Source organism: Neobacillus sp. NRS-1170 (assembly GCF_050468025.1).
This window is the reverse complement of sequence record NZ_JBITPF010000032.1, coordinates 111,364-134,698: the sequence shown is the minus strand read 5'-3', so window position 1 is coordinate 134,698 and position 23,335 is coordinate 111,364. Positions and strand designations below refer to the sequence as shown.

The window sequence follows — 23,335 nt, the reverse complement described above, 5'->3', positions numbered from 1 at the left end:
GATGAAAACAACCTTATCACAGTTCATGTTACGTACTGGAATTTACAGCGGTTCAAATTCACGGGCCATGGTACCGAGTTTGTTCGCCGGGCTTGGTGCCCAACGTGTTCTTCTTTTAAGCGATAGAGGCTTAGAAAAAGCAGGTATTGTCGAAAAAGTAGCATCTATTTTTGAGTTAACTGGTCATGGCAGCGGCCCGCAGCTAGTTGGAACGTATCTTGACATTGCGCAGGATGCGGAAAGCCGTTGCATTAATGATGCGGTCCGATATGCAAAGGAAGTCGGGGCAGATAGCTTGCTTGCAGTTGGCGGCGGAAGTGTACTTGATACTGTTAAAGGTGTGAAGTACGCACTCCATAAAGGGCTTTCCGACATTAAAGAGGCCATTCCTGGCGGATTATTGTATGAGTCTTTTCCAAAGGCGAACTATATCCCAATTCCGCATATTGCCATTCCGACGACAGCGGGTACCGGCTCAGAGGTGTCGCCAATTGCGGTTATTTATAATGAAGACATTCAAATGAAGACGAATATCATCAATCCGTTTATAAGTGCCGATATGGCGGTCTTAGATCCGGATTTAACTGTCGGTCTTCCGCCATTCATTACCGCCTTTACCGGATTTGATGCTTTAACACATGCGATTGAGGCACTGGCATCACCGACAGCGACAGGTTTGACCGATGCTTATGCCCTTCATGCGATTCGCTTAATTGAGAAAAATCTTCCGGTGGCAGTATACGATGGCGGGAACCTTGATGCCCGGATGGATCTGCTGCAGGCGAGTTTAATGGGAATTACTGCCTTCAGCTTTGCTTTAAACGCGATTCCAGTTCATAATATGGCCCACGCTTATGGTGCGTTATTCCGAATCCCGCATGGCTTGGCAAACGCTGTGTTCTTACCGGTGGTCATGGAACTGGTCCCGCAGCTGTATTTGCCAAAGGCGGCTGAACTGGCACAAGCCTTAAATTTAGATTTGAAGGGAGATTCCCCTGAAACAGCTTTATCTAAGGTTGTGGAGAAAATTCGCTTGCTCCAGAAAAAGTGCGGCCTGCCAGCTGATTTTAAAGAATACAATATTTCGGAAGAAGCACTGCTGCAGACGATTCCAGCTGTCATGAAGGACCCGGCAGCCTTAAGCTTCCCAATGCCAAAGGAATTGATTGCAGCGATTGGGCAAAAGGTTGTTCCGCTGACGGTTAAGTAATTTGGTGAAACCCGGCCAGCTTTTTGAAGAAATTTGCTGGCTCGGGTAATTCGCAAATAAACCAGGTCAATTCGCAAATAAATGGGTTAGATTCACAATTAAGTTGTCCAGATTCGCAAATAAACCAGGGATTCTCAAAATTAAACATACAATATACTCAGGAGGAACAGCACAATGATGGATTTTTCACTTACAGAGGAACAAGAATTATTAAGAAAAACAGTAAGACAGTTTGTAGACAAGGAAATTAATCCATATATTCGTGAATGGGATGAAAAACAGCATTTTGAATCGTCAATTCTAACTCATTTGGCTGATTTGGGCCTAATGGGTGTTTGCATTCCCGAGCAATACGGCGGCAGCGGCATGGATTACAACGCTTTAGCCATTGTCTGCGAGGAATTGGAAAGAGGGGATACGGCCTTCCGTACAGCGGTATCTGTTCACACAGGTCTTAACAGCATGACATTGCTGCAATGGGGCAATGAAGAGCAAAAGCAAAAGTACCTTACACCACAAGCTAGAGGTGAAAAGGTTGGTGCCTTTGGATTAACCGAGCCAAATGCCGGATCAGACGTTGCAGCGATGCAAACAGCAGCCGTTAGAGAAGGCGATTATTACATATTAAATGGGTCCAAAACTTGGATTTCCCTTTGTGATGTAGCCGATCACTTTTTAGTGTTTGCATACACTGATAAGAGCAAAAAACATCACGGAATATCCGCATTTATTGTAGAGCGGAAATGGGAAGGATTTTCTTCAAAAGCGATTAAAGGTAAACTGGGAATTCGTGCGGGAAATACGGGAGAACTCTTTTTTGACAATGTAAGAATCCCGAAAGAAAATTTACTTGGACAAGAAGGGGAAGGCTTTAAAATTGCCATGTCTGCGCTAGATAACGGCAGATTTACCGTGGCAGCAGGTGCATGCGGCACCATCATGGCCAGCTTAGAAGCCAGCTTAAAATATTGTCACGAAAGAAGTACTTTTGGAAAAGAAATCGGCAAGCACCAGCTTGTGCAGCAAATGATTGCCAAAATGGAGGCGGGCCTTCAGCAATCACGTTTACTTGTATTTAGAGCCGGCTGGTTAAAAAATCAAGGGAAACGAAATACACGCGAAACTTCTCTAGCAAAATGGCAGGCTTGTGATTATGCTTGGGAAGCCGCAAATGATGCAGTACAAATCCACGGGGCATATGGATTCTCCAATGAGTACCCGGTAGAGCGTTATTTAAGAAATGCTAAGGCGCCAGTTATTTATGAAGGAACTCGTGAAATTCATACTGTTATGCAGGCGGAATATGTTTTAGGCTACCGTGAGGACAAGCCATTATCAAACACACTTCCAGCATGGCCGTTTGAAGTAGTAAAGGAAACGGTAAAGTAAAATGTAAAACCCATTATGGCTATCATAATGGGTTTTTAGTTAAATCCTAATTTAACATAAATTAGATCTTTTATTTCCTTATAGACTTTTTGATAAGGATATTGGTCTAATAACATGGCATAATGCAATGAGATGCCATCAATAACTCCCCAGAATATGAAGGATAGTTCATCTGGATTAACGCTTGTTGAGATTTCCCCTTTTTCGATTCCTTCCTTTAAAATATTTTTAAAAAGGTTTTTATAAACTTCATATCGAGCCAGCATGATATCGCGTAGTTCGTTTTTTCTAGTGGAATACAGCCAAAATTCGATATGTACCCGGGTTGAATTCGAAAATTGAGGGTGTTGATCAAGGTTACTATATAGATAGAAAAAATAATCCAGCTTTTCTCTTGTGTCAGCCAATTTTTCGAGTTCGTGTTTTAGCGAAGTAATATTCTCAGTGGTATGTTGATTCATTAATTCAATGTAAATATCATCCTTCGAGTTAAAATAATTATAAATGGCCCCTTTACTGATTTTGGAATGGGCCACGATATCGTCAATGGTGGCAACTTGAAATCCTTTTTCAGCAAAACATTCGAAGGCACTCTTGAGGATTGCCTCTTTCTTTTCTTGTTTATATTTATCGGAAACTACTGGTGGCATAAACATCCTCCCCCAAAAGATAATTGACTAAGACTAATCTTAACAAAAAATATGTCAAAATGTAATGAAAGTTTTTTTTCAGAAAATATTGAAAAAGGGTAATGGATTTGATTTAATAAAAATAGACTGAATAGTCGGTTTTAGACCGGAGGGAAACGATGAGTGAGATTCGAAAAATAAATAACGAAGAATTAAAGGAATTCGTAGATATCGTGACAAATGCTTATCCTGGGATAATGCAGCCAATAGAAGAGATGAAAGAAGCCACTATAAAAAGATTTAGCGAGCGACAGGACCAAGATGAATCCCTCGATTTTTTCGGCTTGTTTAGAAATGACAGATTATTGGGAGGGATGAGGCTTCATTACTATCAAATGAACCTTTTCGGAAATTTCATTTCTGTAGGGGGAGTTGGGCTTGTAGCAGTCGATCTTTTACATAAAAAAGAAAAAGCTGCTAAGGAGCTCCTTGAATATTTTCTAAGTTTCTTTTTAGATAAGGGAATAAATATGGTGCTTCTGTACCCATTTCGGCCTGATTTTTACAAAAAGATGGGGTTTGGCTATGGCCCAAAAATGCACCAGTATCGAATCACTCCAGATAGCTTCCCGCTAGGTCCGAGTAAATCTAGGCTTAGGTTTTTGAGTTTAATTGATAAAGAGAAAGTAAGAGATTGTTATTCAAGGTATGCGCTAAAAACCCATGGAATGTTTTATAAGACCGATGCGGAATTAGAAGGGATGTTTAAAAATCCTGAAATCAGAATCATTGGATATGAAGACAATAGTGAAATTAAAGGCTATATCCAGTTTTCATTTGAAAAAAGGAGCCAAACCAATTTTGTATACAATGACTTAGTCATCAAAGAAATGATTTACGAAACGCCAGAAGCCTTGTTAGAAATAAGCACCTTTCTTCATACCCAAGCGGACCAGGTAAACCGAATTGTATGGAATACTCAAGAAGAGTATGTCCACTTTTTGATCGAAGATCCACGTAATGGTTCTCATAATCTTCTCCCAAGCGTATACCATGAAACCAACCTCTCAGGGGTAGGATTAATGTATCGCATCATTAATGTTCATGGAATATTTGAAGATTTAAAGGATCATAATTTCAACCATGTATCGGCGAAGGTAAAACTTAAGATTAAAGATACATTTTTGCCGCAAAACAATATCGAGTTAATCCTCCATGCTCATAACGGCTGGTTGGAAATTGCTTCAAATGGTGATTATGATGTTAAAATCTCATTGGATGTATCTGATTTTTCTTCCATGCTCATGGGGGTTGTAACCTTTAAAGAGCTATATTTACTAGGAAGAACAGAAATATCAAATTCCGAGTATTTAGAGACAATGAACCGTCTGTTTTTCTCAATCGAAAAACCTAGAAGTATTTCTTTATTTTAGTAGAGGAGGGGGAAAAGGAATGCAAATTTCTTTGAAAAAATTAACCGAATGCACCATTCAAGAGGCGGTTACTGCCTGGAACCGAGGATTTGAAGGTTATTTTGTCCAAATTGAAATGACTCCCGAGCATTTCTTCAATCGTTTAGTAAATGAAGGTCTTTCATTAAACCATTCCATTGTTGCATTTGATCAGGATAATTCTGTTGCCATCGTGATGAATGGGTTTCGGACTGTTAACGATAAAAAAACAGCTTGGAATGGCGGAACGGGAATAGCTCCGGAATACCGAGGGAAGGGTGTTTCCCAACTATTAATGGAAGAAACCTTAAAAATTTATCAGGAAAATGGGGTCGAAGCTGCCACGCTTGAAGCGATAAAGGAAAATGAGAAAGCAATTCGATTATACCAAAGGTATGGTTATGAAATTACGGATTCACTTGTTTTCTTAAGCGGAACGCCTAAGGTTACGGACGTGAATACAATTCAAGCAGAATCGATCCGCCCTGAAAAGCTCCCACTTCTTCCTTTTTATAAAGAAAATGTCCCATGGCAATGCCAATGGCAAAGCGTGAAGGCCGGTGAAGCACAAGTTTATTATGATGAGGAAGGAAATCCCCAGGGATATGGCTTGTATAAGAAAGTGTGGAACCAAAATGGTCACCTAGAGAAGGTATTTTTATATCAGTTGGAACTTTTAGAAGAAGTGAATACTTTAAACATAAATGCCATTTTGGCCGCGATCACTGAAAATGCCGGTGATCCGGTAAACTTCACGATCATCAATGGATCCATGTCCAATCCTGTTATTCAATACCTTATGGAGCATGGATTTAATAAAACAACAGAGCAGGTTCAAATGTTAAAAAAAATCACCGAATAAATTTTTTTTGAAACCTAAATCGTATTATTATATAATTTCCATTAGGGCCATGTTCATTTGATGAGGCGGTCTTACATACTTTAATACGATTAGGAGTTATAAAAATGGAAAAAGTACTGATTTTCGGACATAAAAATCCAGACACAGATTCAATTTGTTCTGCGATCGCCTATGCAGACTTAAAAACACAGCTAGGGTTAGAAGTTGAACCTATCCGTCTTGGCCAAATTAATGGCGAAACGCAATTTGCGCTTGATAAATTCAATGCTGAGGTTCCACGTTTAGTTGAAGCCGTGGCTTCCGAAGTCAACTCCGTTATCTTAGTTGACCATAATGAGCGCCAGCAAAGTGCAAACGATATTACTGATGTTCGTGTAATAGAAGTAATCGACCACCACCGGATTGCCAACTTTGAAACAAGTGATCCTTTATACTATCGCTGCGAGCCAGTTGGCTGTACAGCAACTATTTTAAATAAAATGTACAAGGAAAATGGTAAGGAAATTAAACCTGAGATTGCCGGACTAATGCTTTCAGCGATTATTTCTGATTCCTTGTTATTCAAATCACCAACATGCACACAAGAAGACGTGGCTGCTGCACGTGAATTGGCAGAAATCGCTGGTGTTGATGCGGAAAGCTACGGATTAGAAATGCTTAAAGCTGGTGCAGATGTTAGGGATAAATCAATTGAAGAACTTTTAAGCCTAGATGCTAAAGGCTTTGAAATGGGCGCAAGCAAAGTGGAAATTGCGCAGGTGAATGTAGTTGACACGGCTGATGTACTTGCTAGACAAGAGGAATTAGAAGCTGCTATTTCTCAAAAAATTGAAGAAAAGAACCTTGATTTATTCTTATTTGTCGTAACAGATATTTTAACAAACGATTCAATTGGCTTAGCTCTTGGAAGCAAAACTGCTGCTGTAGAAAAAGCTTATAATGTGACACTTTCTAATAACACCGCAACCTTAAAAGGTGTTGTTTCCCGTAAAAAACAAATTGTTCCTGTCTTAACCGATATTTTCAATAAAGGTGAGTTGTAGTAAAAAACCGTTCATGCTTACAAAAAGCATGAGCGGTTTTTTACTTGGTTTAATTCGTTAATAAACCAGGCGGAAAAGCCTCCCTCTGTAATATCCCATCCACTATTTAAATTCTATTTTGTTCATAATTTGGAATTTTATTTCCAAATATTTATTGAAAAATTTAAAATTCCTTTTTTTCATTCTAAAAGTTTTATTGTAATCTATAAAATATTTAGAATATCGAAATTTTTGAAAAACTTTTTTAAAAAGGTGGAAGAGCTTTGATTTTCTTGTCGCTTATTAGTTCATTTTTTAATGCGGTAAATGCACTTTATGCAAAAAAAATTGTTACCGAGATGAAAGATAATAACAGCTTTATCGTTTCATCATTTGCCTACATCGATTTCCTGCTGGGACTTTCTTTGCCGTGGCTTTACTCATTTAAGGCCAATCCTGTTTCTATTACTTTGCTGGTTGGGGTTATTTTCCTCGATATGTTAGGGAATATTTTGTTTTTCAAAACAATGGAGCGTATCGAGGTTTCGGTTCTGTCAGTGTATATGGCACTGACACCGCTCTTTACGTTTATGCCCAATACTTTTTTATATGGTTTTCATCCATTTGTTCTTGTGTCTGTTTTGTTTATTATAGTAGGGGTCTATTTCTTAAACTTAAAGGGGCCAAACCCACTAACTCCGTTTAAAAAGAGTTAACAAAGCCTGGGAATTTGTTGGGGATCGCTTCTGCCGTAACTTTCGGTGTCAGCACGGTACCTTCACAGCAGCTTTTGATACACGAATGGATCAATCCGGTTACCCTTTATTTCTACAGATCTTGTGGAATTGCGCTTTGTACATATCTTATTTACCGTCCTAAAATATGGTTTCCCAGCCTCCACGGCCATTTGAGTATACGGGGGATAACTGTTATTATCCAGTGGATCTGTCTTTTTACAGCACTCAAATTTGCTGATGGCACACTCGTTGTTTCTCTTGCTTTCACATCACCATTATTTGCCGTATTTCTCGCTTGGCTTTATTTTAACGAACGAATTACTCCTGCCAAGCTTACAGCATGTGTGATTACTATTCTCGGAATTATTATTACAGTCGTATAAAGTAAAAAATGGGCGCACCTGAATCCTGGTGCGCCCATTTTTTATAGAACGGAAATGTACTTATTTTCTTGCAGTTTGTCTTTCATAAACGGATAAAGGTTTACAGCCAGATGGATATTCAAGAATTGCTGGTTGTCCGAAAAATCCGTTGACAGGATATCTTCGATTCTTTTTAACCGGTACATTAAAGTATTCGTATGAACATGGATTGCTTCTGCCGCTTCCTTAGCATTTTGATTGTGTTCGAGGTAAGCAAACAGAGATGGAAGGAGTTCCCCTTTCCGGGATTGGTCATAATCAATTAATGGACCTAGTACCTCTCTTATAAAATCAGTTAGTTCTTCCTCGCTGTTTTGAAGCAGAAGCCGTTGGACACCGAGATCTTTATAACTGATAACCTGGTTTTTCCCTCTGAAACTCCGGAGGAATTGCAGACATTTCGCCGCTTCCTGCAAAGATTTGGTTACCTTCAATAAACTTGAATGAATCCTGCCAATCCCGATTGAGACGGTCGTTCCCCAATTTTTTAATTGAATTTCCTGCTGGAATTTCGATACAAGCTCTTTTACTTGATGATGAGCATAAGAGGCAGATACCTTTTGCTGAAAAGTTAAAAGGATGACGATTTGATCTTGATTCCTAGCAGCTATCCCCTTTAAGAAATTTTTTAAAAATACACGGTTGGCAAGTTGGACCAGATGGCGGATAATACTGTTCCGTTTTGGAATATTATCGGATTCGTCAAGCCGAATGATGAGTGCCATATAGTCCCCCATAGGGTCGAAATCCATCTGTTTTGTTTTTTGAAGAATCGTGTCGTCCATTTTGCCGGAAAAGAGGACGTCGATAAATTGATCATTTATTCTTTCTTGTGCATCAAAAATGGCTTGTTCTTTTACTAACTCTAGCGCGATAACGGTACAAGCATGCTCCAATGCGGCAATATCCACTTCGCGCATTTTTTCAGGTGCAACAATGACCAGAGAGCCAAAAAGTGTCGTCTTTGCCCCGACTGGGAGAACTGTTAAACATTGATTCCTCTCATTTATGGATATTTCATTAAAAGAACGGGGAGTCCCAGGTGTCTTAATCGATTCCTGTGCCATTTTTTTAATAGCTAATAAGTCAGTATTTCCCAGATTTTCCTGAAAGGCAGAAGAAATCAGCTCGGCAAGATCATCAAACAGCAATACCGTGTGGCCGGTCGTAACGTGCAAATAAGAAATAATCGAATCAAGTCCTTCACCATTTAAAACCAGTCTCGCGAGCTGATTATGGATATCCACAGAACGGGAAAGCATCTCGTTTTGTTGTGAAATGGTATTATTTAATGATTCCAGCTGTCTTACAGTCTTTTCCTGCTCACGGTAAAGACCGGCTTTTTCCAAGGCAACGGCCGCTTGATGGGCAATCGCGGTTAATAGATTAATATCCTCCGGAATGAAGTGAACCGACGGGTCGAAAGAATCAAGCGTAATCACTCCTATACAATCCCCTTTTAACAGGATAGGGGCGCAAATGGTTGAATAAGGGACTGTTGGGATGGTTTTAAGCATCAGTGCATGGTTCTTTTCGGACAGGGTGGCGGTTGCTTTTTCTACTTCCGTCCTGTTATGAAAAATCAAGCATTTCTGTGCAGTGAAAGCTAGACCTGTCATTGACTCGCCCGGTTTTAGCCTCACATTTGAAATTTCAGATTTAAAATTGCTGTCAGACTTTGGAATGAGTACATCTTCTTTTGGATCATAGATAAATAATACGCCTCCATGGGCAGCATCAATGACAGAGATGGTTTGAACCATAATTGAGTTAATAATAATATCGATATTCAAGGATGAGTTTAAAACATTGGAAACATGTATTAATGACTGCAGCTGTCGATGGCTAAGAGTTTCCTTCATGATGCACCTCCTATCTATTCTTCAAAAATAATCTTAAATCCATTTCTATTATCTATTCTAACAAATAATATTTGTAATTGTGTGATTTTTATAAGGTATAATAAGGAAAAGGGATATTCGACAATAATTTTTGTGTTTTTTCACAAATTGTTTGTTTAAAATTTTGTGTAAAAAAACATAAAAAATATTCAGATAAGTTTTATAATTATAAATACATAAAAAATACACGCCAGTCCATTAAAGTGATAAAAAAGATTTGGCAGAAAGGATAGAGCCTTGATAAACGCAGAAAGATTATGGAGCCGATTACAGCTCCTGAGCGAAGTAGGGAAAACAGAATCCGGGGGAGTCACACGTTTGTCTTTTACTCAGGAGGAAAGAGAGGCAAAGAACCTGGTTGCTTCCTTTATGAAAGAAGCGGGATTAGAAGTTCGGGAAGATGAAGTTGGAAACTTGATTGGGAGAAAAGAAGGATTGAATCCGGATGCTCCAGTGGTTCTTACTGGTTCCCATGTTGATTCCGTCTTTAATGGGGGCAATTTCGATGGACCATTGGGAGTTCTGGCTGCTGTTGAAGCGTTGCAAGTTATGAATGATGAAGGGATTAATACAGAACATCCAATTGAAGTCATTGCTTTTACCGATGAAGAGGGAGCAAGATTCAGCTTTGGTATGATTGGCAGCAGCGGAATCGCTGGTACCTTGACACAGGAGGAGCTGCTTAATAAGGATAAACAAGGTATTTCGATCGCGGAAGCGTTCGTCTCCAGTGGTCTTAACCCTGATGAAATCGGCAAAGCAGCCCGAAAGCCTGAGGATGTCAAAGCGTATGTGGAGCTTCATATTGAGCAGGGGAAAGTCCTCGAGGGTTTGAATCTTTCAACAGGAATTGTCTCCGGACTTGCCGGCCCGTTATGGCTCAAGTTTATTTTTGAAGGAGAGGTTGGCCACGCTGGTGCGACTCCAATGCCAATCAGGCATGATGCATTAACAGCAGCGGCAAGAGTGATGCTGGTGATCGAAGAGGAAGCTTCGAAAACAGGAACGACAGTGGGGACTGTTGGACAAGTTCAAGTATTACCTGGTGGAATCAACATCATTCCCGGCCATGTTGAATTCTCATTAGATTTACGGGATATTGATGAGACTGTCCGAGACGGGGTGGAAAATCAAATAAGAAAAGCAGCAGCAAAGATCTGTGACAATCAAGGTGTTAAATTAACCATTGAAGACCTGCAGCGAGTTGCACCTGCACCATGCTCCGACCTTATCAAAAATGCAGCAAATGAAGCATTTGAAACACTTGGGCTTAAGGTTCATTTTCTCCTTAGCGGGGCAGGACATGACGGGATGCAATTAATGGATTTATGTCCAATGGGGATGATCTTCATCCGTTCCAAGAATGGCATAAGCCATGATCCGGCTGAATGGAGCTCTAAAGAAGACTGTGTAGACGGAGCGAATGTCCTCTATCAAACAGTTCTGAAACTGGCTGTCCAAAAAATTAATGCAACAATGAAATAAATTGGAGATGATTTCAATGAGTACAGATACAACAACAAATCTAAATCAATTGGCAAGTGATCTAAAGGAACAGGTCATTTCATGGAGAAGACATTTACATCAAAATCCGGAAGTTTCATTTCATGAAGAAAATACGGCGCAATTTATTTTTGATACATTACATTCATTTGGAAACTTAGAAATTTCCAGGCCGACAAAAACAAGTGTCATGGCACGATTGATAGGAAATCAACCCGGAAAAACTCTTGCGATTCGTGCAGACATGGATGCTCTTCCCATCGAGGAAGAAAACACATTTGAATTTGCCTCCAAAAACCCAGGGGTCATGCATGCATGCGGTCATGACGGACATACAGCGATGCTCCTTGGGACGGCAAAAATTCTTTCTGGATTAAAGGACCAAATTAAAGGGGAAGTTCGTTTCTTATTCCAGCATGCCGAAGAGCTTTTTCCTGGCGGTGCTGAAGAAATGGTTCAGGCTGGTGTAATGGATGGGGTCGATTTAGTAATTGGAACACATCTGTGGTCCCCAATGGAAATAGGCAAAGTCGGCGTGGTTTACGGTCCAATGATGGCCGCTCCGGATACTTTTTGGATTACGGTAAAGGGTAAAGGCGGACATGCTGCCCTGCCGCATCAAACCATCGATTCTATCGCGATTGCGGCCCAGGTTGTAACCAATCTGCAGCACATCGTCTCAAGGAATACGGATCCGCTTGATAGCTTAGTTATTTCTGTAACCCAAATTCTCGGCGGTACCACGCATAATGTTATTCCAGGGGCTGTTACACTTTGGGGTACGGTTCGAACCCTCGATCCCAAACTGCGTGAATCGATTCCGGGAAAAATGGAACGTGTCGTGAAGGGGATCACGGAAGCACATGAAGGATCCTATGATTTAAAATATGAATTTGGCTATCGTCCAGTTATCAATAACAACGAAGTTACTGCTGTCATTGAAGAAACTGTTAGAGAAGTTTTTGGTGAAGAAGCCCTTGATATGATGAGACCAAATATGGGCGGTGAAGATTTCTCGGCCTTTATGGAAAAAGCTCCAGGCTGTTATTTCTATGTCGGAGCAGGAAACGAAGCGGAAGGAATTACGTATCCACATCATCATGCGCGCTTCACCATTGATGAAGATGCACTCGAAATCGGTGTGAAAACATTCCTACATGCAACATTTAAATTTTTGGGGAGAAGTTTGTAGAACAAAGCAGCATAGATATAAAAAAATGGGGGTTAATTTATGAAATTACATCAGCTTCTTGCACTTATTCCGTTCATTGGTTTACTTGGGGGCGTACCTTTCGTCAATAAAGTCACTCCCTATGTTTTCGGGATGCCTTTTGTTCTATTTTATATCGTTTTATGGGTAGTACTCACTTCTGGCATCATGGCGATTGTTTTCAAATTGGACCCGGAAAATAAGGAGGGGATTTAATGAATACCGCATTAATCATTATATTTGGATTTTTAGCATTATCTATCTTCCTTGGTGTCCAAGCCCAAAAGGGGAAGGACATGAGCCTTGAGCAATGGTCGGTCGGCGGCCGCGGCTTCGGAACCATCTTTGTTTTCCTTTTGATGGCAGGTGAAATCTATACAACCTTTACATTCTTAGGTGGAAGTGGATGGGCATACGGGAAAGGCGGCCCAACATATTATATCTTAGGTTACGGCTGTTTAGCTTATATCATGTCTTATTGGCTGCTTCCTGCGATTTGGAAATATGCGAAAGATAACAAATTGATGTCTCAATCCGATTTCTTTGTCAGCAAATATAAAAGCCCGCTCCTTGGTGTCTTCGTATCATTAGTAGGTGTTGTCGCACTTATTCCATATCTTGTCCTTCAATTAAAAGGATTGGGTATTATTGTATCTGAAGCATCAGGCGGTTCCATTTCATCAACCGCAGCGATTTGGATCGGTGTAATCGCCGTTACAGCATACGTTATGATTTCAGGGATTCACGGTTCAGCATGGACTGCGGTAATAAAAGATATAATGATCCTCGGTGTCGTCTTATTCCTAGGAATCTATTTACCGATCCATTATTACGGCGGCTTCCAGCCAATGTTTGAAGCGATTGAAGCTGCTAAACCAGGATTTCTTGCGCTGCCTGCTACTGGTTTAAGTGTATCTTGGTTTATTTCTACCGTTCTATTAACAGCACTTGGCTTCTATATGTGGCCTCATACCTTCGGCTCGATTTATTCAGCCCAAAGTGCCAAGGTATTCCGTAAAAATGCCATTATCATGCCGCTTTACCAGCTAGTGTTATTGTTTGTATTCTTTGTTGGCTTTGCAGCAATTCTTCAGGTTAAAGGTTTAGAAGGTCCTGCAGGCGACCTTGCATTGTTAAAACTTTCGATGCAAACGTTTGATCCATGGGTAGTTGGCTTGATTGGGGCTGCAGGCTTATTAACCGCAATCGTTCCGGGTTCTATGATTATGATGTCAGCATCAACCCTGCTTGCGAAAAACGTTTATAAGGTATTTGTTCCAAAGGCAACTGATCAGCAAGTTTCAAAATTGGCTAAAAATCTTGTACCAGTCGTTGCAATCATTGCACTTTATTTCACCTTTAAAGGCGGGGACACTCTTGTGACCTTGTTATTAATGGGATATAGCTTAGTGACACAATTGTTCCCGGCATTAGTATTCAGCTTAGCAAAAAAGAACATTGTGACAAAAGCGGGTGCGTTTGCAGGTATTGCAGTTGGGGTATTTACAGTAGCTTATATTACAGTCAGCGCTTCAACGATTGGAACACTTTTCCCAGCACTGCCGCAATTTATCAAAGATTTAAATGTCGGAGTTATCGCCCTAATTATTAATCTTGTCGTTACGTTTGTAGTAAGCGCAGTTACAAGATCAGCAAAAACGGCAAATAACCCGAATCAGAGTGTAGCCTAAATCTAAAAAAGTTCACGGTCATTAACAGCCGTGAACTTTTTTTGTATAAAATATTAGATTATTGCTGGTCGGATTGCTTCTGACCTTCTTCCTTCTTATTATTCAAAAGAAAGAAGGTTAATGGTTTTTCAGAGCCGGTCATTAGTTTATAAACATAAGAAGAAGTTACTTTATAGCCATCTTCAATTTTTCCCGCTAAATAATTCGTCCGTTCAAAAAGAATGGAACGAATATTGTTAAGCTGACGTGACAATTTGTCAATCAGGGCTTCCTGTGTATCTAAACGCTGCAAAACCCCCCCTTGAAACTCCGCTTGTTCGGCAAGTTTTCCTGCCAATTCTTTTTGCAATTCAAGCTGCTTATCATTAATAGTCTGTAAGTATTGGATGATCTGGTTTTCAAATTCCTTTTGGTACTGATGATTTTCTCTTAGGTCGTGGAGTTGATTGTCAACCTGTTTCCAATGAATGGCTTCGGTCTCTTTATGAAGCTGTGATTGCATCCTAAGTTCATTAATTAGCTCGGTAAAATAATCCTTCCGCGAGTACGCCTGATTTGGTTCATTAATATTTTGCTTATTTTTAAACACTTCAGGGTGCTCTCGATTGTTGATAAATAATCCCATACCTTACCCGCCCTTTTTTATCTTTAGTAGTGATATTTTATGACTGAATCCACAATAGGGGGACAAATATGGGCGATTGACCAGATGTAATAATAAATTCTAGAATACTATGATACTAACAATAAAGTGCAGGTGAAGGAAAGTGTTTATTTTTAATCTCTTCAATAATAAATGTGCGATATGCAAAAGGAAGGTAAAGCCTCTAAGAACCTATATCAATGATAATGGCGAATCCTTGAAAGTATGTATTCCTTGCTCGGAGTACGCAGAAAGACGTGCTTATCGAATAAAAAAGTAAACAGCCAGGCTGATTGCCTGGCTGTTTGTTAGGAATTTATTCCCGGCTGAAATCAGCCTCTTTTAATGGTACCATTTTTGACTTTTTAGTTATTTTATAGCCTAAATAACCCAATATAAATAGTGGTAGTCCAATATAGGAAACAGCGATTCCATACCAGTCAATCTTATCGCCGATAAAGGCACCATAATTGGTTCCAAGCATGGCAATTAAACATAAAACTGTTGCTAAAATTGGGCCCAATGGGAACCATTTTGCTAAATATGGCAAATCTTTAAAATCTCTGCCTTGAGCAACATATGCTTTTCGGAATCGGTAATGTGTGATGGAAATACTTAACCAGGATAGATAACCAGCTAATCCAGCCGCATTTAATAACCAAGAATAAACAGTTCCGTCACCAAAAAAGGAAGTCAGGAAGCAAAGCATACCAACTAAAGTCGTAATGTATAAAGCGTTAACTGGTACACCGCCCTTATTGACTTTCTTCAAAAAGGCTGGAGCTTTTCCTTCTTCTGCCAATATCCATAGAACTCGTGAACCAACATATAGCGATGAGTTTCCTGCAGACAATACGGAAGTAAGAATGACAGCATTCATGGCTGCTGCTGCAAATGCAAGTCCTGCATGCTTAAATACAAGTGTGAACGGACTGACAGCGATATTTTCAAGATCTCCGCTTAATAGATTCGGATCATTATAGCTGATTAATGCACCAATAATGAAAATGGCTAGGACATAAAACAATAGAATACGCCAGAAGATTTGCTTAATCGCTTTAGGGATATTTTTCTCAGGGTTCTCACTTTCCCCAGCTGCAACCCCAACCATTTCTGTACCTTGGAAAGCAAAGCCAACAACCATGAACACACTGAAAATCGACAATAGACCGCCTTTAAATGGAGCCTCACCTTTTGTGAACTTGTCAAAACCGCCAGAGTGGCCATCCATAATTCCAAAAATCATCAATAAACCGACAGCGATAAAAATAACGATAGTCGCTACTTTGATTAAGGAAAACCAAAATTCCGATTCCCCATAACCTTTTACTGATAATACATTAAGACCAAAAATCAGGGCGAGGAATAGGGCACTCCAGACTATTCCTGGAACATCCGGCAGCCAGTATTTCATAATTAAAGCTGAAGCTGATAATTCAAGAGCAAGAATGATCGCATTGTTATACCAATAGTTCCACCCGACAGCAAATCCTAAAGCAGGGTCGACAAATCTTGCGGTATATGTACTGAATGAACCAGAAATTGGAATAAATGCAGCCATCTCAGCAAGACTTGTCATCAAGAAATAAACCATAATCCCAGCAATTAGATAGGCAGCTAAAGCCCCGCCAGGACCAGCATCATGAATGGTCGTTCCACTTGCTAAAAACAGACCGGTTCCGATCGTTCCGCCAATGGCAATCATTGTTAAATGCCTTGTTTTAAGTTTGCGTTCCAAATGCTCTTTTTCTGGTATGGCCGATTGAACAATAACGTCTGATTTGCGTGCAGAATTTTGCATAGATACACCTCTTTTATAATGAAATAATAATATCTAATTGAATGATAAATCGTTAGTTTTAAACTGAAAATCCTCACCTCCTAATGTTTCACCGAACTCACGGATGATAGCGTTTACAACAATTTCCATAGTTCTTATTCATTGAAAACATTTAAGGTGGTATACATTTTTTCTAATTTTTGTTGATGTTTTTGGACCCGTTCCTGGTCTTTTTCGTGGATTCCTTCAATAATCAAATCAACTAAACTGATAACTGATGCAATTGAATTACTGCCAGTTTGGGCATTCTCCTCTGTGGTTACTACAATATTTGCAATTCTTCCAACAGGAGAAAGCAGGCGATCTGTTACGGCAATTAAACATATATCATTTTCAGCAACATATTCAGCTAATTTAATCGTGTCATTTGAGTATCTTGGGAAGGAAAAAACGACCACGACAGAATCTTTCGTTAAATTTGAAAATTTTTCAAGGAACTCTCCGGTAGGTGAACACAATGTTACATGATCTCTAATGGAGGCGAGCATATAGGAAAACCAGTAGGCCGCAGCATGGGAAAGCATATGTCCGGCAATTAACACTTGATCTGCCTTAATAATGGTTTCAACAGCTTTCCAAATTTCCTCTACATTTGTTCGATTAATTAATTGCTTTAATAGTTGGATTTCGTTTAATATTACTCTTTTAAAAGGGTCACTGTTTCTGAAAGGCATGCGGTTACTATTTTCAGAATCTGCTTGATTCTCCTGAAGCAGACCTTGTTGAATCGTCGCTTGCATTTCGCTGAATCCTTCAAATCCTAATGCATAGGATAATCGTATTACGGTGGTTTCACTTACAGCTGCCTGCCGGCCAATTTGAAAGGCTGTTTTGAAGGCGGCTTGGTTGAGGTTTTCACTCAGGTATTTAGCCACTTTTTTTTGACCTGCTGATAGGTCGGAGAACTTGTTCCGAACTAATTGTTGAAAAGAGACCTTTTCCATTCCTCTGTCCTTTCCAAATGAAGGGAATCCTTCATTTGTTATTTTTGGTGCAGTCAATCCTTTTTCTGTTATATACACTAACATAAGTTAGCTAAAATGAGAAGGAGTATTTTTATTTTTTAGATTATTTTGATTAACGTAAGAAAATGGGAATTATCACTCTGCAGAATCAGGACTAGATAATAAGGAGAAAATCGATGATAATAGAAGGAATTAAACAAATAGGGAAGTGGAAAATTTGAATCGATGCGGCTGGGTAAATCAGGATCCTTTATATATCCATTATCATGACGAGGAATGGGGAATGCCTGTCTACGATGACCGTTTGCTGTTTGAGTATTTAAATCTTGAGGGAGCCCAGGCTGGACTAAGCTGGTATACGATTTTGAAAAAGCGGGAGAATTACCGGAAGGAGTTTGATCATTTTGAGGCAGAAAAAATTATTACATACGATGAAAAAAAGATTGAGGAGCTTTTACATAATGAAGGAATTGTTAGAAATAAGCTGAAAATCAACGCGGTTATTACCAACGCCAAGGCATATTTGAAGATAGTAGAGGAATTTGGCTCCTTCAGTCAGTACATTTGGTCTTTTGTGGGTGGCGAACCAATTCAAAATCACTTTAAAGAATTAAAAGATGTCCCTGCATCCACGGAAATCAGCGACAAATTAAGCAAGGATTTAAAAAAGCGCGGTTTTAAATTTGTCGGCTCCACGATTTGTTATGCGTTTATGCAGGCTGTTGGAATGGTAAATGATCATATCGTAACGTGTGACTGTTATCAAAAAACAGCTCAGGTGAAGTAGTAGAAAAGGCGATAATCTCTATAAAGAGATATCGCCTTTTATCTATTTACTTAACTTGTTTTCCAAAAGAAAATCTGAAGTTGGCAGAGTAATTATTTTTCCACCAATTTGAACATGAATGGTATCGTTAAATATGGCCTTCACAATTCCTTTTAAAGAAATTGTAGAATTAACCGAGATTTTTTTGGATTCAGACTGATTTGCCAAATTAACCAACACCTTTCAAAAATGTTATTTTATCTATTATATATGATGGAAAGTTAAGAATGCGAGAAAAATATCAGAAAAATGAAAAAATTATTAAATATTTGAAATTGAAATTATTTTGATTCCTTAAAGGAAACATCAATTTGAATAATTTCAGAACGGCTGCCAATTCGAAGCGGGGGACCCCAAAAACCAAATCCAGATGATACAATCGTATGGAGCTGATTTTTCTTCAAATAACCCCAGTCTACTTCAAACATTCTTCTTGTTATCAGATGGTTCGGTGCCATTTGCCCTCGATGAGTATGCCCTGACAATAGAAGGTCTACTTGATTTTTCTCTGCTTGAATAAGGTCCGAAGGTTGATGATCCATCATAAGGATCGGAAGTGTTAATGGTTTGTCAGATAATAACTCAGCTATAGACTTTCGATTGCGATCGGTTTTGTCTTTACGGCCTGCTAAATAAAAGCTGTCAGCAATTGTAATTACATCATCTAGTAATATAGTAATGCCGATCCGTTCCATTTCCTGCAAAAACCGTGGAATACCGCCTCCATAATATTCATGATTTCCTAGAACACCATATACACCTAATGGAGCAGATAGCCCCTTCAAGACATCTCCCATTTTCTTTTGGATAAATGGTTCGGGATCATCGTCAATAATGTCACCAGGAAGTAAGATAATATCGGGATTAAGGGAGTTCACTTCGCGAACAAGCCTTCTGGCATGCTCTAAACCTGACAATCTGCCAAAATGCATATCGGATGCCATAGCGATCCTAAGTTTCGAAAGATTACCTGCTTGATTTGGAATGGAAATAGAAAACCTGCGAACAATCGGGCTGTATGCGTTATAGCTTCCATAAATAAATACAATAAGAAATGCCGAAAATACGATTCCACCAATCCAATTAACGACAGCAATTGCAGGAAAATTGAAAACTATCAAAATCAACGCAACAAGGTTCGCTAGAGGAAGGAAAAGGACCGCGTATTGAAGGAAGCCAAACCAATAAGCTCCCACTACTTTAAAAATAGCCATTTTTTTCAGAAAATAACCAATAAGGTAGGAAAAGGAAATAAGTCCAACGATGAATCCATAAATCCATTTGTCCTGTAGGCCAAATGCGGAATGAAGCCAAACCCATCCATTCCAGCCAATATAAAACGTTAACGCTGAATAGATAGTAATCATTAGCGAAAAACTTATGATCCGTTGATTCATAAAAAACTCCCTTATTTAGGTCTCATTAGGTATAAATACCTGAAATGTAGTTCAAGTATTGCATGAACATTTTTTGAAGTCAATTAATCTACACTAAGGAATGGGGGATTTTCAAGGTCATGTGTAAGGGCATTAGGGGGAGAGCAAAATATTTGGGTCACGTAGAAGTTTTCTACGTGACCCTTTTTTATGTTTAAGTCTTCTTTTGGTTATAAGATCTTCAAAACGTGAACCCGTTTGCTCTTTTTTCAATATAGTTTATGTGTAATTTCCGATCTAATTCAGTAAGTATTTGCTGGTATTTTTGATGTTCTCGCTCTCTTCGTTGTTCAACCTTCATCCTGACTCGATGGTTCCTCCGATAAACCTCGTAACAAACTCCATGGGCTTTCATCATCGCTTTTTCCATTTCATTTGTGTAATTCAGCTTTAAATAATGAATAACGAATCCCTCCGGTTAATTTCGCTTTGAGCGATTATTTGTCGTGCACAGTTTTAATCTTAACATTCAGATTTTGAATGCACAAAGTCGATATAAAGGGATTGGTCGGGGTATATAGGGCTGAGATGGAACCTCAATAAAATACCTCATGGATGCTTAAAGATTGAACCAAATCCTTCCTTTAAGAGCATGTTTTGTTAAAAATGGGCATTTGGACAATCTTGAATAATGAAACAGTCAAAACATAAAAACGTCTAATATAGTACCAGGTTAGTAAAAAATTGAAGGGAAAAAAACCTATGTTCCTTTTCATAATTTTTCTTTTTGGACTCTTATTACCATTCCTGTTGATGAAATATAAGTCCAAATGGGCAAAGTGGATTCCTGCCATCCTATTCCTAATTGGTACATTCATTATGGGAATAAAAGCTTGGATCTTTCCAGGGCCAGAGATGTCGGCATTGGGAGACATTATTTATTTTATTATTCTTGGCTCTGCCACTATAGGGACCATTATTGGTGCAATAATTGTGGGGGTTATGAAGAAGTAAAGGAGCTATCAGTTAGCTCTTTTTTTTATTGAAATGTTGTGTTTAAGACCACTGTTGATTTTTTACACTTGTTGATTGGAGCGGAAGGCGCGAAGACTCCTGCGGGAGTACGGGGCAGGGGAGACCCCGCAGGAGCGAAGCGACGAGGAGGCTTACCGGCACGCCCGCGAACCGCCCGCGCCTGGAGCGCAAATCAACAACAAATTTAAAAGAACGTAATTTGAAAATAATTTAGAAAAATATTTTATTTTTTATTGACCAAATAGGGTAGGGGGGTATAGTATATAAGTATAAGATGAATAATAAAGGAATTCCAAATAGTTTGGAGGAAAGAAAAATGAGTTCTGACTTAAAAGAAATTCAATTACCTATAACAGGGATGACCTGTGCAGCGTGTGCGAACCGTATCGAAAAAGGGTTAAATAAACTAGATGGGGTTCATGAAGCAAATGTAAACCTGGCGCTTGAAAAAGCGGCCATCAAGTATGATACTGCAGCAACAAATGTTGATAATTTTATAAAAAAAATAAACGATCTTGGATATGAGGTAGTTACGGAAGAAAGCAGCACCAGCACCCGCGATAAAGAAATCGAAAAACAAAAAGGCAAGTTTATTTTTTCACTAATCTTAACCTTTCCACTACTTTGGGCGATGGTCAGTCATTTTGAATTTACCTCGTTTATATATCTGCCAGAAATGCTGATGAATCCTTGGGTGCAATTAGCCCTGGCCACTCCCGTTCAGTTTATTGTTGGAAAGCAATTCTATGTGGGCGCCTATAAAGCACTCCGAAATAGAAGTGCCAATATGGATGTCCTTGTCGCACTTGGCACATCAGCCGCCTATTTCTATAGTTTATATTTATCAATCCTCTCAATTGGAAAAGGGCAGCATTCTATAGAGCTCTATTTTGAAACAAGTGCTATTCTCATCACGCTGATTATTTTAGGAAAATTGTTTGAAGCCAGGGCGAAGGGCCGCTCCTCGGAAGCCATTAAAAAGTTAATGGGTCTCCAGGCAAAGACTGCAACCGTGTATAGAAATGGCCAGGAACAAGCAATAGCCATCGAAGAAGTTGTCGTAGGCGATATCGTTTTTGTAAAACCAGGTGAAAAGGTCCCAGTTGATGGAGAAATTATCGAGGGACGTTCGACCCTAGATGAATCCATGCTGACGGGTGAGAGTGTTCCAGTTGATAAAACAATCGGAGACCAAGTAATTGGCGCCACCATAAACAAAAACGGATTTTTAAAAATCAAGGCGACGAAGGTCGGCCGGGATACAGCCTTAGCACAAATTATTAAAGTTGTGGAAGAAGCCCAGGGGTCGAAAGCTCCGATTCAGCGGTTGGCCGATCAAATCTCTGGAATTTTCGTACCCATTGTCATTGGGATTGCGGTGTTAACATTCATCATTTGGTTTATCTGGGTCAGCCCAGGAAACTTTGCGGTAAGCTTAGAAAAAATGATTGCGGTGCTTGTCATTGCCTGCCCTTGTGCGCTGGGACTTGCGACACCAACTTCGATTATGGCAGGCTCCGGCCGTGCGGCAGAAGCCGGCGTTTTATTCAAAGGCGGCGAACATTTAGAATTGACACATCGCATTAACACAATTGTCCTTGATAAAACAGGTACGGTAACAAACGGAAAACCAGAATTAACAGATGTCGTAGTGAGTGGGCATATTGATCAAGAAACATTTATGCAATTGGTCGGTTCAGCCGAAAAACAATCTGAACATCCCCTTGCAGAAGCGATTGTAAAAGGAATTAGAGAAAAGGGAATAGAGTTAGTGGAACCAACCGAATTTGAAGCTATTCCAGGATACGGAATAAAAGCGACAGTCGCAGGCAAGGAAGTTGTAATCGGTACCCGTAAATTGCTAAATCAAGTTGGCATCCCTTTCCACTCTTCTAACGAAAAGATGCTAGAACTTGAGGAAACGGGAAAAACAGCCATGCTGGTCGCAATCGATGGCGCATTTGCTGGAATTGTAGCGGTAGCAGATACTGTAAAAGAGACATCTAAAGAAGCAATAAAGAAATTGAAGGAAATGGGTCTGGAAGTAATCATGATGACAGGTGACAACCATCGAACTGCCAATGCCATCGCTATAGAAGTTGGAGTCGACTTTGTAATTGCAGAAGTGTTGCCAAATGGGAAAGCGGCTGAAGTAAAAAAGCTGCAGCAGGAGGGAAAACTTGTCGCTATGGTAGGCGATGGAATCAATGATGCGCCTGCACTGGCCATTGCAGATATTGGTATGGCCATTGGAACTGGAACAGATGTCGCGATGGAAGCAGCCGATATCACATTAATGAGAGGCGACTTAACTAGTATCGTCGATGCGATCTATATGAGTAAGCAAACCATCAGCAATATCAAGCAAAATCTATTCTGGGCATTTGGTTATAACACACTCGGAATACCCATCGCAGCAATTGGATTACTCGCACCATGGCTCGCAGGTGCAGCCATGGCCTTCAGCTCAGTTTCCGTAGTCTTAAATGCACTGAGACTCCAAAGAGTTAAACTTTAATAAAAGGGAATCAATCTTCGGTATGTGATAGAAATAAATTAATTTAATGAATTCGTATAGACAATGTTGTCACAACATCTTCATCGAATTACGGTACCGGGGTAT

The 23,335-nt window shown here is 39.6% G+C and carries 20 protein-coding genes; 14 read left to right on the top strand and 6 right to left on the bottom strand.

Translation table 11 applies throughout. The annotated features are described in order from the left end of the window. The first annotated feature begins 1 nt into the window (after position 1). Entirely contained in the window at positions 2-1,210 is a 1,209-nt protein-coding gene (locus ACIFOT_RS15380; RefSeq protein ID WP_430065986.1) for an iron-containing alcohol dehydrogenase, read from the top strand. Positions 1,211-1,387: 177 nt separating this feature from the next. Beyond that, a complete protein-coding gene (locus ACIFOT_RS15375) occupies positions 1,388-2,599 on the top strand; it encodes an acyl-CoA dehydrogenase family protein (protein WP_430066051.1) in 1,212 nt (403 codons plus the stop codon). Positions 2,600-2,634: 35 nt separating this feature from the next. On the opposite strand, the gene ACIFOT_RS15370 is transcribed toward ACIFOT_RS15375, so the two are convergent. Beyond that, the gene (locus tag ACIFOT_RS15370) at positions 2,635-3,249 is read right to left on the bottom strand and encodes a TetR/AcrR family transcriptional regulator (protein ID WP_430065984.1); all 615 of its coding nucleotides are present in this window, start codon (positions 3,247-3,249) and stop codon (positions 2,635-2,637) included. Between the two features lie 158 nt (positions 3,250-3,407). Between ACIFOT_RS15370 and ACIFOT_RS15365 the strand changes: the two genes are divergently transcribed. The 5 genes from ACIFOT_RS15365 to ACIFOT_RS15345 all read left to right on the top strand — a co-directional run bounded on the left by ACIFOT_RS15365 (position 3,408) and on the right by ACIFOT_RS15345 (position 7,683). After that, the gene (locus ACIFOT_RS15365) at positions 3,408-4,661 is read left to right on the top strand and encodes a GNAT family N-acetyltransferase (protein ID WP_430065982.1); all 1,254 of its coding nucleotides are present in this window, start codon (positions 3,408-3,410) and stop codon (positions 4,659-4,661) included. Between the two features lie 19 nt (positions 4,662-4,680). Next, entirely contained in the window at positions 4,681-5,541 is an 861-nt protein-coding gene (locus ACIFOT_RS15360) for a GNAT family N-acetyltransferase (protein ID WP_430065980.1), read from the top strand. Between the two features lie 104 nt (positions 5,542-5,645). Next, entirely contained in the window at positions 5,646-6,584 is a 939-nt protein-coding gene (locus tag ACIFOT_RS15355; protein WP_430065978.1) for a manganese-dependent inorganic pyrophosphatase, read from the top strand. A 263-nt stretch (positions 6,585-6,847) separates the two neighbouring features. After that, positions 6,848-7,279: an EamA family transporter gene (locus tag ACIFOT_RS15350; RefSeq protein ID WP_430065976.1), complete on the top strand. Its 432-nt coding sequence runs from the start codon at positions 6,848-6,850 to the stop codon at positions 7,277-7,279. Between the two features lie 17 nt (positions 7,280-7,296). Next, positions 7,297-7,683, top strand: a complete 387-nt coding sequence (locus ACIFOT_RS15345) for an EamA family transporter (RefSeq protein WP_430065974.1) — start codon at positions 7,297-7,299, stop codon at positions 7,681-7,683. Positions 7,684-7,724: 41 nt separating this feature from the next. Here the strand turns inward: ACIFOT_RS15345 and ACIFOT_RS15340 are convergent, their stop codons facing one another. Beyond that, the gene (locus tag ACIFOT_RS15340; protein WP_430065972.1) at positions 7,725-9,584 is read right to left on the bottom strand and encodes a helix-turn-helix domain-containing protein; all 1,860 of its coding nucleotides are present in this window, start codon (positions 9,582-9,584) and stop codon (positions 7,725-7,727) included. A 276-nt stretch (positions 9,585-9,860) separates the two neighbouring features. On the opposite strand from ACIFOT_RS15340, the gene ACIFOT_RS15335 reads away from it, so the two are divergent. The 4 genes from ACIFOT_RS15335 to ACIFOT_RS15320 are packed head-to-tail and all read left to right on the top strand — an operon-like array spanning position 9,861 to position 14,027. Beyond that, complete coding sequence (locus ACIFOT_RS15335) at positions 9,861-11,108, top strand: Zn-dependent hydrolase (RefSeq protein WP_430065970.1); 1,248 nt, start codon at positions 9,861-9,863, stop codon at positions 11,106-11,108. Between the two features lie 16 nt (positions 11,109-11,124). Further along, on the top strand, positions 11,125-12,318 hold the full coding sequence (locus tag ACIFOT_RS15330) for a M20 family metallopeptidase (RefSeq protein ID WP_430065968.1): 1,194 nt from the start codon (positions 11,125-11,127) through the stop codon (positions 12,316-12,318). Between the two features lie 39 nt (positions 12,319-12,357). Next, the gene (locus tag ACIFOT_RS15325) at positions 12,358-12,552 is read left to right on the top strand and encodes a DUF3311 domain-containing protein (protein ID WP_430065966.1); all 195 of its coding nucleotides are present in this window, start codon (positions 12,358-12,360) and stop codon (positions 12,550-12,552) included. Further along, entirely contained in the window at positions 12,552-14,027 is a 1,476-nt protein-coding gene (locus tag ACIFOT_RS15320) for a sodium:solute symporter family protein (RefSeq protein WP_430065964.1), read from the top strand. The genes ACIFOT_RS15325 and ACIFOT_RS15320 overlap by 1 nt, the downstream gene beginning before the upstream one ends. Positions 14,028-14,085: 58 nt before the next feature. On the opposite strand, the gene ACIFOT_RS15315 is transcribed toward ACIFOT_RS15320, so the two are convergent. The 3 genes from ACIFOT_RS15315 to ACIFOT_RS15305 all read right to left on the bottom strand — a co-directional run bounded on the left by ACIFOT_RS15315 (position 14,086) and on the right by ACIFOT_RS15305 (position 17,454). Beyond that, positions 14,086-14,652: a hypothetical protein gene (locus tag ACIFOT_RS15315; protein WP_430065962.1), complete on the bottom strand. Its 567-nt coding sequence runs from the start codon at positions 14,650-14,652 to the stop codon at positions 14,086-14,088. 334 nt (positions 14,653-14,986) lie between these two features. Beyond that, positions 14,987-16,471, bottom strand: coding sequence for an amino acid permease (locus ACIFOT_RS15310; protein WP_430065960.1), 1,485 nt, complete (start codon positions 16,469-16,471; stop codon positions 14,987-14,989). Positions 16,472-16,605: 134 nt separating this feature from the next. Then, a complete protein-coding gene (locus ACIFOT_RS15305; RefSeq protein WP_430065958.1) occupies positions 16,606-17,454 on the bottom strand; it encodes a MurR/RpiR family transcriptional regulator in 849 nt (282 codons plus the stop codon). Between the two features lie 238 nt (positions 17,455-17,692). Here ACIFOT_RS15305 and ACIFOT_RS15300 point away from each other — a divergent pair, with 238 nt between their 5' ends. Next, the gene (locus ACIFOT_RS15300) at positions 17,693-18,262 is read left to right on the top strand and encodes a DNA-3-methyladenine glycosylase I (RefSeq protein ID WP_430065956.1); all 570 of its coding nucleotides are present in this window, start codon (positions 17,693-17,695) and stop codon (positions 18,260-18,262) included. Between the two features lie 320 nt (positions 18,263-18,582). Here the strand turns inward: ACIFOT_RS15300 and ACIFOT_RS15295 are convergent, their stop codons facing one another. After that, positions 18,583-19,698: a metallophosphoesterase gene (locus tag ACIFOT_RS15295; RefSeq protein WP_430065955.1), complete on the bottom strand. Its 1,116-nt coding sequence runs from the start codon at positions 19,696-19,698 to the stop codon at positions 18,583-18,585. A gap of 741 nt (positions 19,699-20,439) precedes the next feature. Between ACIFOT_RS15295 and ACIFOT_RS15290 the strand changes: the two genes are divergently transcribed. Both ACIFOT_RS15290 and ACIFOT_RS15285 read left to right on the top strand, forming a co-directional pair. After that, on the top strand, positions 20,440-20,691 hold the full coding sequence (locus tag ACIFOT_RS15290; RefSeq protein WP_430065953.1) for a hypothetical protein: 252 nt from the start codon (positions 20,440-20,442) through the stop codon (positions 20,689-20,691). 337 nt (positions 20,692-21,028) lie between these two features. Continuing rightward, positions 21,029-23,230, top strand: coding sequence for a heavy metal translocating P-type ATPase (locus ACIFOT_RS15285; RefSeq protein ID WP_430065951.1), 2,202 nt, complete (start codon positions 21,029-21,031; stop codon positions 23,228-23,230). The last annotated feature ends 105 nt before the right edge of the window (positions 23,231-23,335 follow it).